We start from the raw sequence: 16,306 nt of genomic DNA on the forward strand, positions 1-16,306 counted from the left end.
CGTTGATGGCCATTGAGCACCATGGAAATTTTTCCTACAACGGCTCTAGAACGGGCGTTCCAGGGCAAAGCACCGAGATAGAGCTGTTGGGTTGGTCAACTCGCGACGACAGCCTCCTTGATAGATGACCAATTGTGGCGAGGGGATTTATCCCCGTTCGGCTGCGAAGCAGTCGCCAGTCCATCCAGCGAGGTGTGTCAGAAAGAACCGGATTGCAGGGTTTGAGGCCGCTTCGCAGCCCAACGGGGATAAATCCCCTCGCCACAAATGTGCTCCAAATAAAGACTGCGGGGTTGTCCGACAATCTGCTCGCAAACACCGTGAGTACTGAACCCCAAAATCAGCTTTGGTGGTAAGCTCGCGCACCATGAATATCTACAGCTCCCGCCCCGTTGTCCTCTGTCTCTCCGGCCACGACCCCAGTGGTGGCGCCGGCTTGCAGGCAGATATCGAAGCCTTGCTCGCGCAGGGTTGCCATGCGGCTCCGGCCGTCACCGCCCTGACCGTGCAAGACACCGTCAACGTCAGTGACTTCCGCGTCCTCGACCGTGAATGGGTACTGGCCCAGGCCAACGCCGTGCTCAACGACTCCGAAGTCGCCGCAGTGAAACTGGGCATGCTCGGTTCGCTGGAGATGGTCGACACGGTCGTCGAACTGCTCTCGGCGCACCCGCATCTGCCGGTGGTCTGCGACCCGGTGCTGCGTGCCGGCGGCGGCGGACGCCTGGGCAAGGACGAGGTCGGCTATGCGATGCGCGAGCGTCTGCTGCCGCTGTCGATCATTGCCACGCCCAATCTTCCTGAAGCGCGCATCCTCGCCGAACTGCCCGAAGGCACGGCCGACGAGTGCGCAGAAAAACTCCTGCCATTTGTCAAAAACCTGCTGATCACCGGCGGCCATGGCGACGAAACTGAAATCCACAACCGCGTGTACAGCCGCGACGGCCTGCGCGAAACCTTTATCTGCCAGCGCCTGCCGGGCAGCTATCACGGCTCCGGTTGTACGCTGGCCAGCGCCCTCGCCGGTCGCCTGGCTCAGGGCGAACACCTGGCCAGTGCCGTGCGCAGTGCGCTGGATTACACCTGGCGCACTTTGCGCGATGCCGAACAACTGGGCAAAGGCCAGTTCGTGCCGCGTCGCCTGCCGCTGGATTTCTGCTCGTAACGTCGTGAGGTCTGCCCGATGAAACTACGTGGCCTGTATGCCATTACCGACAGCCAGTTGCTGGCCGGCAAGTTTCTGTCTTACGTGGAGGCGGCGCTCGACGGCGGCGTCACCCTGCTGCAATACCGCGACAAGAGCAGCGACGAGGCCCGCCGTCTGCGCGAGGCCGAAACGCTGCGCAACTTGTGCGAGCGCTACAAGACGCAGTTGATCATCAACGACGACGCCGAATTGGCCGCGCGCCTCAATGTTGGCGTGCACTTGGGCCAGACCGACGGCCCGCTGTCGCCGACCCGCGCGCTGCTCGGCTCGAAAGCGATCATCGGTTCGACTTGTCACGGGCAAATCGCCCTGGCCGAACAAGCCGCTAAAGAAGGTGCGAGTTATGTCGCCTTCGGCCGCTTCTTCAATTCCACCACCAAACCCGGTGCACCAAGCTGCAGCCTCGACTTGCTCGACGAAGCCAAGCGCACGCTGCACTTGCCGGTCTGCGCGATTGGCGGGATCACCCTCGATAACGCCGCGCCACTGGTCGAGCACGGTGTCGATCTGCTCGCCGTGATCCACGGTTTGTTCGGCGCCGAGAGCAGCGCCGAAGTGACCCGTCGCGCCCGCGCCTTCAACGAACTTCTGAAAATCTGATTTGAGAGCCCGATCATGTCTCGTTCCGAAACCCTGTTTGCCAATGCTCAAAAACACATCCCCGGCGGCGTCAACTCGCCGGTGCGCGCGTTCAAGAGCGTTGGCGGCACCCCGCTGTTCTTCAAACACGCCGAAGGCGCTTACGTCACCGACGAAGATGACAAGCGTTATGTCGATTACGTGGGTTCGTGGGGGCCGATGATCCTTGGCCACAGCCATCCGGACGTGCTCGACGCGGTGCGCAATCAGCTGCAACACGGCCTGTCCTACGGCGCACCGACGTCGATGGAAACCGAGATGGCCGATCTGGTCTGCTCGCTGGTGCCGTCGATGGAGATGGTGCGCATGGTCAGCTCCGGCACCGAAGCGACCATGAGCGCGATCCGACTGGCCCGTGGTTACACCGGTCGCGACAGCATCATCAAATTCGAAGGCTGCTACCACGGCCACTCCGACAGCCTGCTGGTCAAGGCCGGTTCCGGCGCTCTGACCCAGGGCGTACCGAGCTCGGCCGGCGTGCCTGCAGCGTTCGCCAAACACACCCTGACCCTGCCGTTCAACGACATCGACGCGGTTGAAGCGATGCTCGCCGAAGTGGGCAAAGAGGTGGCGTGCATCATCGTCGAGCCGGTCGCCGGCAACATGAACTGCGTGCCGCCAGCGCCGGGCTTCCTCGAAGGCCTGCGTTCGCTGTGCGACAAGCACGGCGTGGTGTTGATTTTTGACGAAGTGATGACCGGTTTCCGCGTCGCCCTCGGCGGTGCCCAGGCGCACTACGGCGTGACGCCGGACCTGACCACGTTCGGCAAGATCATCGGCGGCGGCATGCCGGTGGGCTGCTTCGGTGGCAAGCGCGAGATCATGCAGCGCATCGCCCCGCTCGGTCCGGTGTATCAGGCAGGTACGTTGTCGGGTAATCCGCTGGCGATGGCTGCCGGCCTGACGACCTTGCGTCTGATCAGCCGCCCGGGTTTCCACGCTGAATTGACCGACTACACCGCGCGCATGCTCGACGGTCTGCAACAGCGTGCCGATGCTGCGGGCATCCCGTTCGTGACCACCCAGGCCGGCGGCATGTTCGGTCTGTACTTCAGCGGCGCCGATGACATCGTCACCTTCGACGACGTGATGGCCAGCGATGCAGCAATGTTCGGTCGCTTCTTCCACCTGATGCTGGAAGGTGGCGTGTACCTGGCGCCGAGCGCTTTCGAAGCCGGTTTCACCTCGATCGCCCATGGCGAAGCCGAGCTGCAACTGACGCTGGACGCTGCCGAGCGCGCCTTCGCCGCATTGAAATAATCGCCGTACCGCTGACGTTGGCTATGGCCAGCGTCAGCTTTCGCCTACATCCGCTCGGTTTTTCCGACATGCCTGCGAAAATCCTGCCCGAATCGGGCGATATATTCCCCACGCAGCAGAAAAACGAGTAAAGACTTTGTAAGGTTGGCCCTGCTTATTTCATAATGCGCGCTTATTGGATCCCTCGACGGGTCCGCGTGCCCTTCAGAGGTAAGTCGATTCCCATGAACCGCACCGGCCGCACCCTTGCATTGGGCTGCCTGTTGCTCCTTCAGCCCCTGCTCGCGCATGCACAAGCAGGCGGCAACTCGTTGTTGATCCCGGCGATGGGTCGTTGCACCCTCAATACTCAGCCGCAAGACGTCACGCAGGCACTGGCCGCCTGCCAGAAAGCGGCGGACGAAGGGGACGCGCAAGCGCAATACGAGTTGGGTGAGTTCTACTACGACGGCAAGAACGCGCCGCGCGACCTCAATCAAGCCCTGAGCTATTTCGAAAAGGCCTCGTTGCAAGGCCACGCCCAGGCGCAATACAAGCTCGGCAGCATGTTCTTCCACGGTGAAGGTGTGCAGGCCAATAATATCCAGGCCTACATCGTGCTGAAGATGGCAGCGGTCAACGGTGCCGAAGAGGCGCTGGACACGGCCGACGAAGTCTCGGAAAAGATGTCCCGCGAAGATCTCGAAACCGCCACTCAGGTGCTCGGGCAGATTTTCCGCAAATACCTGATGGAACTGCAGAACGCCGATGGGCGTACGCCATTCTCCCCACTTCCATAAGCGCTGTGGAGATGGCCTGTGGCGAGGGGATTTATCCCCGCTGGGCTGCGAAGCGGCCCCAAAACCTGCAACCCGATTCTGTCTGACACACCTTACTGAATGGAGCTGCGACTGCTTCGCAGCCCAACGGGGCGGTGCGACGTTTCGCTACCCCCCCTCACCACAAACTCATCCCAATCCAGAATCTGCTGTTACTTTTCAGGCATCGGCATCGGAAACGGCATGACATTGCCGACCGCGCCACGGGCTTCGCTGATTTTCGGTGTACCCAGACGTTCGACTTCATCGATGCGCACGATCGAATGCATCGGCACAAAGCTGCGCACCACGCCTTCGAATTGCGCCTTGAGCTTTTCTTCGCTCGGATCGACGACCATTTGCGTACGCTCGCCAAAGACGAATTCTTCAACTTCCAGGAAACCCCACAGATCACTTTGATAGATCTGCTTGGCGTACATTTCGAACACCTGGCCCTGGTTGAGGAAAATCACCTTGTAGATTGGAGCTTCGCGTTTGGTCATGGCGGGCGGATAACATCGGGGTAAAAATGAGGGCGCGAACTATAGCATAGCCACCGGACGCACAGCGGTAGGAACCTGACGGCTTGTTCCCTATAATGCGCGGTTCTTTGAATCACGTGACGACCCGAATCCATGGCCAAGAAGCTTTACATCGAAACCCACGGTTGCCAGATGAACGAGTACGACAGCTCGCGCATGGTCGATCTGCTGGGCGAACATCAGGCCCTGGAAGTCACCGCCCGCGCGGAAGACGCCGACGTGATTCTGCTCAACACCTGCTCGATCCGCGAACGCGCGCAGGATCGTGTGTATTCGCAGCTCGGCCGCTGGCGCGAACTGAAGCTGGCCAACCCGGACATGGTCATCGCCGTCGGCGGTTGCGTGGCCAGCCAGGAAGGCGCAGCGATTCGCGATCGCGCTCCGTACGTCGACGTGGTGTTCGGCCCGCAGACCCTGCACCGTCTGCCGGAAATGATCGACGCCGCGCGCAGCAGCAAGCTGCCGCAGGTCGACGTGTCGTTTCCGGAAATCGAAAAATTCGACCACCTGCCCGAGCCGCGTGTCGACGGCCCGAGCGCTTATGTGTCAGTGATGGAAGGTTGCAGCAAGTACTGCACCTTCTGCGTGGTGCCGTATACCCGTGGTGAAGAAGTCAGCCGGCCGTTCGACGACGTGATCGCGGAAATCATTCACCTTGCCGAACACGGCGTGCGTGAAGTGACCTTGCTCGGGCAGAACGTCAACGGCTATCGCGGCCAGACACACGACGGTCGCCTGGCCGATCTGGCCGAACTGATCCGCGTGGTCGCCGCTGTCGATGGCATCGACCGCATCCGCTACACCACGTCGCACCCGCTGGAGTTCTCCGACAGCCTGATCCAGGCCCACGCCGAAGTGCCGGAACTGGTCAAGCACTTGCACTTGCCGGTGCAGTCGGGCTCCGACCGGATTCTCGCGGCGATGAAGCGCAACCACACGGCGCTGGAGTACAAATCCAAGCTGCGCAAATTGCGCGCTGCCGTGCCGGGGATCTGCATCAGTTCGGACTTCATCGTCGGCTTCCCCGGTGAAACCGAGAAAGACTTCGAGCAGACCATGAAGCTGATTGCCGATGTCGGCTTCGATTTCTCCTACTCGTTCGTCTACAGCCAGCGCCCGGGCACGCCCGCTGCCGATCTGGCCGATGACACACCGGAAGAATTGAAGAAAGAACGTCTGAACGCGCTGCAACATCGTCTGAATCAGCAGGGCTTCGAGATCAGCCGACAAATGGTCGGCTCGATCCAGCGCATTCTGGTGACCGATTATTCGAAGAAAGACCCGGGCGAGCTCCAGGGCCGCACCGAGAATAATCGTATCGTCAACTTCCGCTGCGACAATCCCACCCTGATCGGCCAGTTCGCCGATGTGCACATCGACGCCGCGCAACCGCACTCGCTGCGTGGTTCGCTGGTTCAATAACACCATCGCATTGTGGATGGGGCTTCTGTGGTGAGGGGATTTATCCCCGATGGTTGGCGCAGCCGACCCAAAACCTGCACTCCGGGTGATCTGATACACCTCTGATAATGGTTTCAGGACCGCTTCGCGTCCCATCGGGGATAAATCCCCTCACCACAAATGACCCCGCCAGCCACAGAGAATGGGTTCGAAAGCAGCGTCGATATTTAAGAGCTTTCGCACCCAGGCCACTGGCGTTATCCTTGATTTCATCCTCATTGCCCCAGGGCGGCTAAATACGACCTTGAACGCACCCATCGAACCACATCGTTTTCTCCTCGAGCCTTTTGAGGCTCGCCGCTTCGCCAATCTGTGCGGGCAATTCGACGAGCATTTGCGCTTGATCGAACAGCGCCTGGCCATCGAGATCCGCAATCGCGGAAACCAGTTCGAGTTGATTGGCGATCCAAAACTCACCACGTCCGCGGAAAACCTGCTGCGCCGCCTGTACCGGGAAACCAAGGGTACCGAGCTGTCGCCAGACCTGGTGCACCTGTTCATTCAGGAATCAGCAGATATCGACAACCCGGCCCCTGCCGAAGCGACAGTCGCCCTGCGCACCAAGAAAGGCATGATTCGCCCGCGCGGCTTGAATCAGCAGCGCTACGTGAAGGAAATCCTCGGCAACGACATCAATTTCGGCATCGGCCCGGCCGGTACCGGCAAGACCTATCTGGCCGTGGCCTGCGCGGTGGATGCGCTGGAGCGCGAGCAGATCCGCCGCATCCTGCTGGTGCGTCCGGCAGTCGAAGCGGGAGAAAAGCTCGGCTTCCTGCCCGGCGATCTGTCGCAGAAGATCGACCCGTACCTGCGCCCGCTCTACGACGCGCTGTACGAAATGCTCGGTTTCGAATACGTCGCCAAGCTGATCGAGAAACAGGTGATCGAAGTCGCGCCGCTGGCCTACATGCGCGGTCGTACGCTGAACAACAGCTTCATCATTCTCGACGAAAGCCAGAACACCACCGTCGAGCAGATGAAGATGTTCCTCACGCGCATCGGCTTCGGCTCCACCGCCGTGATCACCGGTGACATCACCCAGGTCGACCTGCCGCGCGGCACCAAGTCCGGGCTGCACCATGTGATCGAAGTGCTCAAAGACGTGCCGGGCATCAGCTTCACCCACTTCCAGCCCAAGGACGTCGTGCGCCACCCGTTGGTGCAGCGGATTGTCGAGGCCTACGAGCGCTTCGAAACCCGTGCCGAAGCCGCGAAGGAAGCCTCGCGCGATGCTTGAGCTGGATCTGCAAATCGCCACTGAGGCCAGCGCGCCGAGTGAAGCCGAGTTCCGCCAGTGGTGCGAACTGGCCCTGCGCCAGCGCACCGCTGATTCGGAAATGACCATTCGTCTGGTCGACGAGGAAGAAGGCCGCGAGCTCAATCACACCTGGCGCCACAAGGACTACGCGACCAACGTGTTGTCGTTCCCGGCGGAAGTGCCTGACGAGTTTCTCGATATCCCGCTGCTCGGCGATCTGGTCATCTGCGTGGCCGTGGTCGAACGCGAAGCCGCCGAGCAGGGCAAGGAACTAAAGGCGCACTGGGCACATCTGGTCATTCACGGCTGCTTGCATCTGTTGGGTTACGACCATATAGATGACGACGAAGCCGAGGAAATGGAAGCACTGGAACGCGAGTTGCTTGCTGAACTGGGCTATCCCGATCCGTACGCGGACGACGAAACCGAACACTCCCCCATCGTTACAACAAAGGATTCAGAGTAATCGCTATGAGCGAAGATCGATCGAGCAACGGGCAGAAGTCATGGCTGGGTAAACTGACCCAGGCTTTTGCCCACGAGCCGAAGAACCGTCAGGAGCTCCTCGAGCTGCTGCGTGATGCACATCAGAACAAACTGCTGGACAGCGAAGCGCTGGCCATCGTCGAAGGCGCCATCCAGGTGGCTGACCTGCAAGTGCGCGACATCATGGTGCCGCGCTCGCAGATGGTCAGCATCAAGGCGACCCAGACACCCCGCGAATTCCTCCCCGCCGTGGTCGACTCGGCCCACTCGCGCTATCCGGTCATCGGCGAAAGCCATGACGACGTGATGGGCGTGCTGCTGGCCAAGGATCTGCTGCCGCTGATCCTCAAGGAGAACGGCGACAGCTTCAACATCAAGGACCTGCTGCGCCCGGCCACCTTCGTGCCGGAGTCCAAGCGTCTGAACGTGTTGCTGCGTGAGTTCCGCGCCAACCACAACCACATGGCCATCGTCATCGACGAATACGGCGGTGTGGCCGGTCTGGTGACCATCGAAGACGTGCTCGAGCAGATCGTCGGCGACATCGAGGACGAGCACGACGTCGAAGAAGACAGCTACATCAAGCCGCTGCCCAGCGGTGATTTCCTGATCAAGGCGCTGACGCCGATCGAGAACTTCAATGAGTTCTTCGACAGCGAGTTCTCCGACGACGAATTCGACACCGTCGGCGGCCTGGTGATGAGCGCGTTCGGGCACTTGCCAAAACGCAACGAAACCACTGAAATCGGCGCTTATCGTTTCCGCATCCTGAACGCCGACAGCCGTCGGATTCATTTGCTGCGACTGACGCCTATCGCTCGTTAATTCTAAGGACTGAAATGCGCTGGACAACCCGCCCCGGCTGGCCCGGTAACCTGCTGGCCGTGGCGGCCGGTGCAATCACCACATTCGCTCTCGCACCGTTCGACATCTGGCCGCTGGCATTGCTGGCGGTTGGTCTGTTCTATGCCGGTTTGCGTGAGCTGAGCCCGCGTCAGGCGCTCGGCCGTGGCTGGTGCTTCGGCTTCGGCCTGTTCGGTGCCGGCACCAGTTGGATCTATTACAGCATCCACCACTTTGGTGGCGCTTCGGTGTTGCTCGCCGGGTTCCTGATGCTGCTGTTCACCGCGGCGATTGCCTGGTTCTTCGCCCTGCCCGCGTGGCTGTGGGCACGCTGGTTGCGGCGTAACGAAGCACCGCTGGCGGATGCCTTGGCGTTTGCGGCGTTGTGGGTCGGCCAGGAAGCCTTTCGCGGCTGGTTCCTCACCGGTTTCCCATGGCTTTATTCCGGTTACAGCCAGCTCGACGGCCCGCTGGCCGGGCTGGCGCCGGTGGGCGGGATGTGGCTGGTCTCGTTTGTTCTGGCACTGACCGCAGCGCTGATCTACAACGCGCCGCGCTTGTTGCAGGCTCGTCGCAAGGTTTTCATCGCGGCCGGTGTGGTACTTCTGGCGGGGCCTTGGGTAGCAGGCATCGCCCTCAAAGGCCACGCGTGGACCAGCCCGTCCGGCGCACCGCTGACCGTGGCCGCAATTCAGGGCAACGTCGCGCAGAGCATGAAATGGGACCCGGCCGAGCTCAACGCGCAACTGGCGCTGTACCGTGATCTGAGCTTCCGCTCCAAACCGGTCGATCTGCTGATCTGGCCGGAAACCGCCGTGCCGGTGTTGAAGGAGTCCGCCGAGGGCTACCTGACGATGATGGGCAACTTCGCCGCCGAGCGTAAATCAGCGTTGATCACCGGTGTGCCGATCCGCCAGACCGTGCATCACGAACGGCGCTTCTTCAACGGCATCACCGTGGTCGGCGAAGGCGACGGCACTTACCTGAAGCAGAAACTGGTGCCGTTCGGCGAGTACGTGCCGTTGCAGGACGTGTTGCGCGGCTTGATCGCGTTCTTCGACCTGCCGATGTCGGACTTCGCCCGCGGCCCGTCGGATCAAGCGCTCTTGCAAGCCAAGGGTTACCAGATTGCACCGTTCATCTGCTACGAGGTGGTCTATCCGGAATTCGCCGCCGGGCTGTCGGCACGCAGCGACCTGCTGCTGACGATCAGCAACGACACCTGGTTCGGCACGTCGATCGGCCCGCTGCAGCATTTACAGATGGCACAGATGCGCGCGCTGGAAGCCGGACGCTGGATGATCCGCGCGACCAACAACGGCGTTACTGGCCTGATCAACCCGTTCGGGCAGATCACCGAACAGATTCCGCAGTTCGAACAAGGTGTGCTGTACGGCGAAGTGGTACCGATGCACGATCTGACGCCGTATCTGCAATGGCGCTCGTGGCCGTTGATCGCGTTGTGCCTGCTGCTGTTTGGCTGGGCGCTGATGGCCAGCCGGATGTCGAAGACCCTCTGAGAAATATGACGAGGGGATTTATCCCCGCTGGAGTGCGCAGCAGTCCCCTCTTCTGAAGGTAAGAGAGGGGTCGCTACGCGCCCCATCGGGGATAAATCCCCTCGCCACAATGATCTTCAGCGGTAAAACAACGAGTACCCCACCTGCCCCACCGCTTCATTGAGCAATTGCCCGCTCTGCCAGATCGACTTGAATTCCGGCAACCAGCCGCCAAACGGGCGAGCGTTATCCGTACCGAGGAAACCCACCGGCGCCGGCACCACCTCGAAACCCGCCTGCTCAAAGCTCCACACTGCACGCGGCATGTGCCACGCCTGCGTCACCACGACGACCCGCTTGATCCCCTGCGGCAAGAGGATATCTGCCGTCATCTTCGCGTTCTCCCATGTGGTGCGGCTCTCGCCTTCCTGCCAGCGCACCGTTACGTCGAAATCATCACGCAACGAATCTGCCATCAATTTCGCTTCGGTCGGCGGCGTGCCGTAGTGCAGGCCGCCGCTGGTCAGGATCGGCAAGCCCGAGGCCTTGGCCAGGCGCGCCGCGTAACGCTGCCGCTCCAGTCCGATGCCGGTTGGCTGGTCTTCGCCCCAGGCGATGTCACCGCGCTCGCGTCCCGAGCCCAGCACCACAATCGCATCGGCACGTTGCGCCAGGGTCGTCCATTCTGACCGCGCCAGCGGCGGCTCACGCTCCAGCGCCTTGGCGCTCCACTGCACGACCACCGGCAGGCTCATCAGCAGCAGGCCACCAAAACCGACGGCAAAACACACGCCAGCCAGGCGTGGCCGCGAACGGCGCAGCCACCAGGCGACCAGCAACAGCAGCAAAAGAATGCCGGGCGGCAATAAAAGTTGTTTGATGAAATAGCGAAAGGGCATCGGGCATCTCCAAAGATGCCCGAAGCCTAAAAGTGTTGATTACGCGTTACAACCATTAGGCGGGATCCTGTTGCAAAAGATCCGTTTCCTGACCTGCCATGTGCTTACTTGGCCTGTACAGAGCGCACCTTGCCGGTGTCTCTGCGCGGCGCCTTGTCCTTGAGCCAGATGACCTTGGCCGAATGTGCTGCATCGAGTTGCTTCACTGCTTGAGACAGGCATCCCTGCGTTTCACGTTCACTGCGATCCAGATAGGCCTTGACCAGTTTGAACTCGGCGGGGCTCAAGCCACGCAATTCCAGTTCCAGGGGGCGCTCGTCGCGCAGCCGGTCAGCGGTTTTCACGGCGTCCAGCGCCATGCCCAGACGATCGATCAACCTTTCATACAACTCGGGTTTCGTTACGTTCTTTTTCCGTTGCTCCACCATCCCTCACCTCATTGAAGATAAGACTCACTCCCCAATTAGAGCTTAGCTTCGCTGCACGAACCGGCTACACGCCGCGACCAACGGCCCTCGTCGTCCAAAAGGTCGGGCAAACAGCTGTAATCAGGGTTTCCCTCGGCCAAGCGCGGTCATGTATGCTACGGCGCTTCCTGTCATTCCACTTCCAGCGCACCCGGGCCATCCCGGATGCTGCCGTCGAAGAGGATTAGGCCACCCCTATCCAGTACAAAAGTAGCCATGCACGAACAATATCAGCCACGTGAGATCGAAGCCGCCGCCCAGTCGTTCTGGGATGAGCAAAAGTCCTTTGAAGTCAGTGAACAGCCAGGCAAGGAAACCTACTACTGCCTGTCGATGTTCCCTTACCCCAGCGGCAAGCTGCACATGGGCCACGTGCGCAACTACACCATTGGCGATGTGATCTCGCGCTACCAGCGCATGCAGGGCAAGAATGTTCTGCAGCCAATGGGTTGGGATGCGTTCGGCATGCCGGCGGAAAACGCCGCAATGAAAAACAACGTAGCGCCCGCCAAGTGGACCTACGAGAACATCGCCTACATGAAGTCGCAGCTGCGCAGCCTCGGCCTCGCGGTGGACTGGTCCCGTGAAGTGACCACCTGCAAGCCGGACTACTACCGCTGGGAACAATGGCTGTTCACGCGCCTGTTCGAAAAAGGCGTGATCTACCGCAAGAACGGCACGGTGAACTGGGACCCGGTCGACCAGACCGTTCTGGCCAACGAGCAAGTCATCGACGGCCGTGGCTGGCGCTCCGGCGCGCTGATCGAAAAGCGCGAAATCCCGATGTACTACTTCAAGATCACCGCTTACGCCGACGAGCTGCTGGAAAGCCTCGACGAACTGACTGGCTGGCCTGAACAGGTCAAGACCATGCAGCGCAACTGGATCGGCAAGTCCCGTGGCATGGAAGTGCAGTTCCCGTACAACGTCGATTCGATCGGCGAAGCCGGCACCCTGAAAGTCTTCACCACCCGTCCGGACACCCTGATGGGCGCGACCTACGTCGCCGTCGCTGCCGAGCACCCGCTGGCCACCCTGGCCGCGCAGAACAATCCTGAGCTGCAAGCGTTCATCGCTGAATGCAAGGGCGGCAGCGTCGCTGAAGCCGATGTCGCCACCCAGGAAAAGAAAGGCCTGCCGACCGGCCTGTTCGTCGAGCACCCGCTGACCGGCGAAAAGCTCCCGGTGTGGGTCGCCAACTACGTGCTGATGCATTACGGCGACGGCGCAGTCATGGCGGTTCCGGCGCACGACGAGCGCGATTTCGAGTTCGCGCACAAGTACAACCTGCCGGTGAAATCGGTGGTACGCACCAGCTCCGGTGACACCAACCCGGCGCCGTGGCAGGACGCCTATGGCGAGCACGGCACGCTGATCAACTCCGGCGACTTTGACGGCCTGGACTTCGCCGGCGCGTTCGACGCCATGGAAGTGGCCCTGATCAAGAAACAACTGGGCGCCTCGCGCACCCAGTTCCGCCTGCGCGACTGGGGCATCAGCCGCCAGCGCTACTGGGGCTGCCCGATCCCGATCATCCATTGCGCCGCGTGCGGCGACGTGCCGGTGCCGGAAGATCAACTGCCGGTCGTGTTGCCGGAAGACGTGGTGCCGGACGGCGCCGGTTCGCCGCTGGCGCGCATGCCCGAGTTCTACGAATGCAGCTGCCCGAAATGCGGCGCGCCGGCCAAGCGTGAAACCGACACGATGGACACCTTCGTCGAGTCGTCGTGGTACTACGCCCGTTACGCCTCGCCGCATTTTGAAGGTGGCCTGGTAGAAAAATCCGCAGCCGATCACTGGCTGCCGGTGGATCAGTACATCGGTGGTATCGAACACGCCATTCTCCACCTGCTTTACGCGCGCTTCTTCCACAAGCTGATGCGTGACGAAGGTCTGGTCAGCTCCAATGAGCCGTTCAAGAACCTGCTGACCCAAGGCATGGTGATCGCCGAGACCTACTATCGTCGCGAAGCCAACGGTGCTTACACCTGGTTCAACCCGGCAGACGTGGAACTGGAGCGTGACAGCAAAGCCAAGGTGATCAGCGCCAAGCTGAAATCCGACGGCCTGCCGGTGGAAATCGGCGGTACCGAGAAGATGGCCAAGTCGAAGAACAACGGCGTCGACCCTCAGTCGATGATCGACCAGTTCGGCGCCGACACCTGCCGCCTGTTCATGATGTTCGCCTCGCCGCCTGACATGAGCGCGGAATGGTCCGATTCCGGCGTTGAAGGCTCGCACCGCTTCCTCAAGCGCGTCTGGCGTCTGGCGCAGGCCCACGTCACCCTGGGCTTGCCGGGCAAACTGGATATCGCCGCGCTGAGCGACGAGCAGAAAACCGTGCGTCGTGCGATCCATCTGGCGATCAAGCAGGCCAGCCATGACGTCGGCCAGAACCACAAATTCAACACCGCCATCGCCCAGGTAATGACGCTGATGAACGTGCTGGAAAAAGCCGCCCAAGGCAGCGAACAGGACCGCGCGCTGCTGCACGAAGGCCTGGAAGCGGTGACCCTGCTGCTGGCGCCGATCACTCCGCACATCAGCCATGAACTGTGGAAGCAGTTGGGTCACGCCGATGCGGTGATCGATGCAGGCTGGCCGGCCGTGGACGAAAGTGCCTTGGTGCAGGACAACCTGACCCTGGTCATTCAGGTCAACGGCAAGCTGCGCGGGCAGATCGAAATGCCGGCCAGTGCCACTCGCGAAGAGATCGAAGCCGCCGCGCGCATCAACGAGAACGTGCTGCGTTTCGTCGATGGCCTGACCATTCGCAAAGTGATCGTGGTGCCGGGCAAACTGGTCAACATCGTCGCCAGCTAAATTGGATCGGGTGCCGGGCTCGCCTGGCACCCAGTAAAACCTTTCGGGCCGCAGAGTCGGCTCACCTGGTTTCAAGGGGAGCAACACAATGATCAAACGCAATCTGCTGGTGATGGGCCTCGCCGTTCTGCTGAGCGCCTGCGGTTTCCAGTTGCGTGGTACCGGCACCAACGAACTGTCGATCAAGGAAATCGACCTGAGCGCGCGTAACGCTTATGGCGAAACCGTAAGACAGCTGCGTCAGACGCTGGAGTCCAGCGGCGTCAAGGTTTACAGCGGCGCGCCGTACAAGCTGTATCTGGCTGACGAGCAGGAAAGCCAGCGCATCCTCAGCTATGCCGGTGCCGGGCGCACAGGCGAGTATCAGGTCAACACTGTGCTGAGCTATGACATCCGCGGCGACAAAGACCTGTCCCTGCTTAGCGATAAGCTCGAAGTGCAGAAGGTGTTCATTCACGACGGCAACAACCTCGTCGGCTCCGATCAGGAAGCCAACGACGCCCGTCATGAAATCCGTCGCGAGCTGGTGCAGCGCATGATGCTGCGCCTGTCGCAGCTGACCCCGGGCCAGTTGCAGCAACTGCAGCAAACCGCCAACGACCGCGCCAAGGCTGAAGCCGATGCGCTGGAAGCGGCGCAGAAGGCTGAGGCGGAAACTCCGCGTCAGTCGCCGCTCGAAATCCCGCAGCAGTAAGACGGCCGGGGCGCTCAGGCGCCCCGCTCGCCCTTTCTTATGAAGCTCGCTCCCGCGCAACTCGGCAAACACCTGCAAGGCGCACTTGCGCCGGTCTACATCATCAGCGGCGATGATCCGTTGCTGTGTCAGGAAGCCGCCGACGCCATCCGCACCGCTGCTCGCCAGCAAGGTTTCGACGAACGTCAGGTCTTCGCCGCCGACGCCAATTTCGATTGGGGTACGTTGCTGCAGGCCGGCGCAAGCATGTCGCTGTTCGCCGAAAAACGCCTGTTGGAACTGCGCCTGCCGTCCGGTAAGCCTGGCGATAAAGGCGCCGCCGCGCTGATCGAATATTGCTCACGTCCTGCGGAAGACACGGTTCTGCTGATCAGCTTGCCGAAGCTCGATGGCAGCGCGCAGAAAACCAAGTGGGGCAAGGCGCTGGTCGAAGGCCAACAGACCCAGTTTGTGCAGATCTGGCCGGTGGATGCCAATCAACTGCCGAGCTGGATTCGTCAGCGCCTGTCCCAGGCAGGTCTGTCGGCCAGTCAGGACGCCGTCGAATTGATTGCCGCGCGTGTCGAAGGCAACCTGCTCGCCGCCGCACAGGAAATCGAAAAGCTCAAGTTGATGGCCGAAGGTGGGCAGATCACCGTCGAAACCGTGCAGGCCGCCGTGGCCGACAGTGCCCGGTTTGACGTGTTCGGCCTGACCGACGCGGTGCTCAACGGCGAACCGGCGCACGCGTTGCGCATGCTTGAGGGCCTGCGCGGCGAAGGCGTCGAGCCGCCAGTGATTCTCTGGGCATTGGCGCGGGAGTTGCGCCTGCTGGCCAACATCTCCCTGCAATACAGTCAGGGCACGCCACTGGACAAATGCTTCAGCCAGTCGAAACCGCCCGTCTGGGACAAGCGCAAGCCGCTGATGAGCAAGGCGCTGCAACGTTACTCGGCGCAACGCTGGGCGCAGTTACTACTTGAAGCGCAGCGCATCGATGCGCAGATCAAGGGCCAGGCGGCGGGTTCACCGTGGATGAGCCTGAGTCGGTTGGCGCTGTTGATGGCTGGCCAGCGACTGTCTTTGCCTGCCGAGTAAGGCAGTCGACCGCGTAGCGTCCATTCGCGAGCAGGCTCGCTCCCACAGCTGACCGCGTACCAATGTGGGAGCGAGCCTGCTCGCGAAAGCGCCAGAATATTCCTACGCATTAGCTACTGGACAGATGCGCCACATCGGCAGATTATTCCCGGCGCAAAACCCACCACGCCGAGAGAACCCTCATGAGCAAAAAGCCAGCAAAGCATGGCCCCAACAAGGCCAAATCCATCGTCGCCCAGCCCTTGTTCCGCAGCCGCCAGGAACGACCAGCCAAGGGCAAAGGCAGCTACCGCCGCGAAGCCTTCCGGTCTGACAACCGGGAGGCTTTTTACTTTCTGGCTGCCTGAAGCGCAC

The 16,306-nt window shown here is 61.2% G+C and carries 16 protein-coding genes; 13 read left to right on the plus strand and 3 right to left on the minus strand.

Going from position 1 to position 16,306, the window contains the following annotated elements; genetic code table 11:
- Positions 1-367: 367 nt before the first annotated feature.
- From AC0Z5Z_RS15015 to AC0Z5Z_RS15030, 4 genes are all read left to right on the plus strand, one after another.
- Entirely contained in the window at positions 368-1,165 is a 798-nt protein-coding gene (locus AC0Z5Z_RS15015; RefSeq protein ID WP_256810293.1) for a hydroxymethylpyrimidine/phosphomethylpyrimidine kinase, read from the plus strand.
- An 18-nt stretch (positions 1,166-1,183) separates the two neighbouring features.
- Entirely contained in the window at positions 1,184-1,807 is a 624-nt protein-coding gene (gene thiE / locus AC0Z5Z_RS15020) for a thiamine phosphate synthase (RefSeq protein WP_041477735.1), read from the plus strand.
- 15 nt (positions 1,808-1,822) lie between these two features.
- Positions 1,823-3,106: a glutamate-1-semialdehyde 2,1-aminomutase gene (gene hemL, locus AC0Z5Z_RS15025; RefSeq protein ID WP_485611257.1), complete on the plus strand. Its 1,284-nt coding sequence runs from the start codon at positions 1,823-1,825 to the stop codon at positions 3,104-3,106.
- 224 nt (positions 3,107-3,330) lie between these two features.
- Positions 3,331-3,885 (plus strand): tetratricopeptide repeat protein, encoded by a 555-nt coding sequence (locus AC0Z5Z_RS15030; RefSeq protein WP_041477733.1) that lies wholly within the window; start codon positions 3,331-3,333, stop codon positions 3,883-3,885.
- A gap of 191 nt (positions 3,886-4,076) precedes the next feature.
- On the opposite strand, the gene AC0Z5Z_RS15035 is transcribed toward AC0Z5Z_RS15030, so the two are convergent.
- Positions 4,077-4,406, minus strand: a complete 330-nt coding sequence (locus tag AC0Z5Z_RS15035; protein WP_016773045.1) for a DUF1820 family protein — start codon at positions 4,404-4,406, stop codon at positions 4,077-4,079.
- Between the two features lie 132 nt (positions 4,407-4,538).
- Between AC0Z5Z_RS15035 and miaB the strand changes: the two genes are divergently transcribed.
- The 5 genes from miaB to lnt all read left to right on the plus strand — a co-directional run bounded on the left by miaB (position 4,539) and on the right by lnt (position 10,013).
- Positions 4,539-5,867: a tRNA (N6-isopentenyl adenosine(37)-C2)-methylthiotransferase MiaB gene (miaB, locus tag AC0Z5Z_RS15040; protein WP_485611258.1), complete on the plus strand. Its 1,329-nt coding sequence runs from the start codon at positions 4,539-4,541 to the stop codon at positions 5,865-5,867.
- 283 nt (positions 5,868-6,150) lie between these two features.
- On the plus strand, positions 6,151-7,143 hold the full coding sequence (locus AC0Z5Z_RS15045) for a PhoH family protein (protein ID WP_016773043.1): 993 nt from the start codon (positions 6,151-6,153) through the stop codon (positions 7,141-7,143).
- A complete protein-coding gene (gene ybeY / locus AC0Z5Z_RS15050; protein WP_252868341.1) occupies positions 7,136-7,630 on the plus strand; it encodes an rRNA maturation RNase YbeY in 495 nt (164 codons plus the stop codon). Before AC0Z5Z_RS15045 ends, ybeY begins: the two co-directional genes overlap by 8 nt.
- 5 nt (positions 7,631-7,635) lie before the next feature.
- Positions 7,636-8,475 carry a CorC family transporter gene (locus AC0Z5Z_RS15055; RefSeq protein WP_024014438.1) on the plus strand — a complete coding sequence of 280 codons (840 nt, stop codon included), beginning with the start codon at positions 7,636-7,638 and terminating at the stop codon, positions 8,473-8,475.
- 14 nt (positions 8,476-8,489) lie between these two features.
- On the plus strand, positions 8,490-10,013 hold the full coding sequence (gene lnt, locus AC0Z5Z_RS15060) for an apolipoprotein N-acyltransferase (protein WP_476249876.1): 1,524 nt from the start codon (positions 8,490-8,492) through the stop codon (positions 10,011-10,013).
- 116 nt (positions 10,014-10,129) lie between these two features.
- Here lnt and AC0Z5Z_RS15065 read toward each other — a convergent pair whose 3' ends face one another.
- Both AC0Z5Z_RS15065 and AC0Z5Z_RS15070 read right to left on the minus strand, forming a co-directional pair.
- Positions 10,130-10,891 (minus strand): YdcF family protein, encoded by a 762-nt coding sequence (locus AC0Z5Z_RS15065; RefSeq protein ID WP_095181895.1) that lies wholly within the window; start codon positions 10,889-10,891, stop codon positions 10,130-10,132.
- A 104-nt stretch (positions 10,892-10,995) separates the two neighbouring features.
- Positions 10,996-11,319 carry a hypothetical protein gene (locus AC0Z5Z_RS15070; protein WP_024014441.1) on the minus strand — a complete coding sequence of 108 codons (324 nt, stop codon included), beginning with the start codon at positions 11,317-11,319 and terminating at the stop codon, positions 10,996-10,998.
- 255 nt (positions 11,320-11,574) lie between these two features.
- Here AC0Z5Z_RS15070 and leuS point away from each other — a divergent pair, with 255 nt between their 5' ends.
- From leuS to arfA, 4 genes are all read left to right on the plus strand, one after another.
- A complete protein-coding gene (gene leuS, locus AC0Z5Z_RS15075; RefSeq protein ID WP_485611259.1) occupies positions 11,575-14,181 on the plus strand; it encodes a leucine--tRNA ligase in 2,607 nt (868 codons plus the stop codon).
- Between the two features lie 88 nt (positions 14,182-14,269).
- On the plus strand, positions 14,270-14,875 hold the full coding sequence (locus tag AC0Z5Z_RS15080; protein ID WP_073475660.1) for an LPS-assembly lipoprotein LptE: 606 nt from the start codon (positions 14,270-14,272) through the stop codon (positions 14,873-14,875).
- A gap of 39 nt (positions 14,876-14,914) precedes the next feature.
- Positions 14,915-15,952 carry a DNA polymerase III subunit delta gene (gene holA / locus AC0Z5Z_RS15085; RefSeq protein WP_041477726.1) on the plus strand — a complete coding sequence of 346 codons (1,038 nt, stop codon included), beginning with the start codon at positions 14,915-14,917 and terminating at the stop codon, positions 15,950-15,952.
- 182 nt (positions 15,953-16,134) lie between these two features.
- On the plus strand, positions 16,135-16,299 hold the full coding sequence (gene arfA, locus AC0Z5Z_RS15090) for an alternative ribosome rescue factor ArfA (protein ID WP_016773035.1): 165 nt from the start codon (positions 16,135-16,137) through the stop codon (positions 16,297-16,299).
- Positions 16,300-16,306: the final 7 nt, after the last annotated feature.

The organism is Pseudomonas sp. 1L-E-NC-VB-C3 (genome assembly GCF_057291535.1).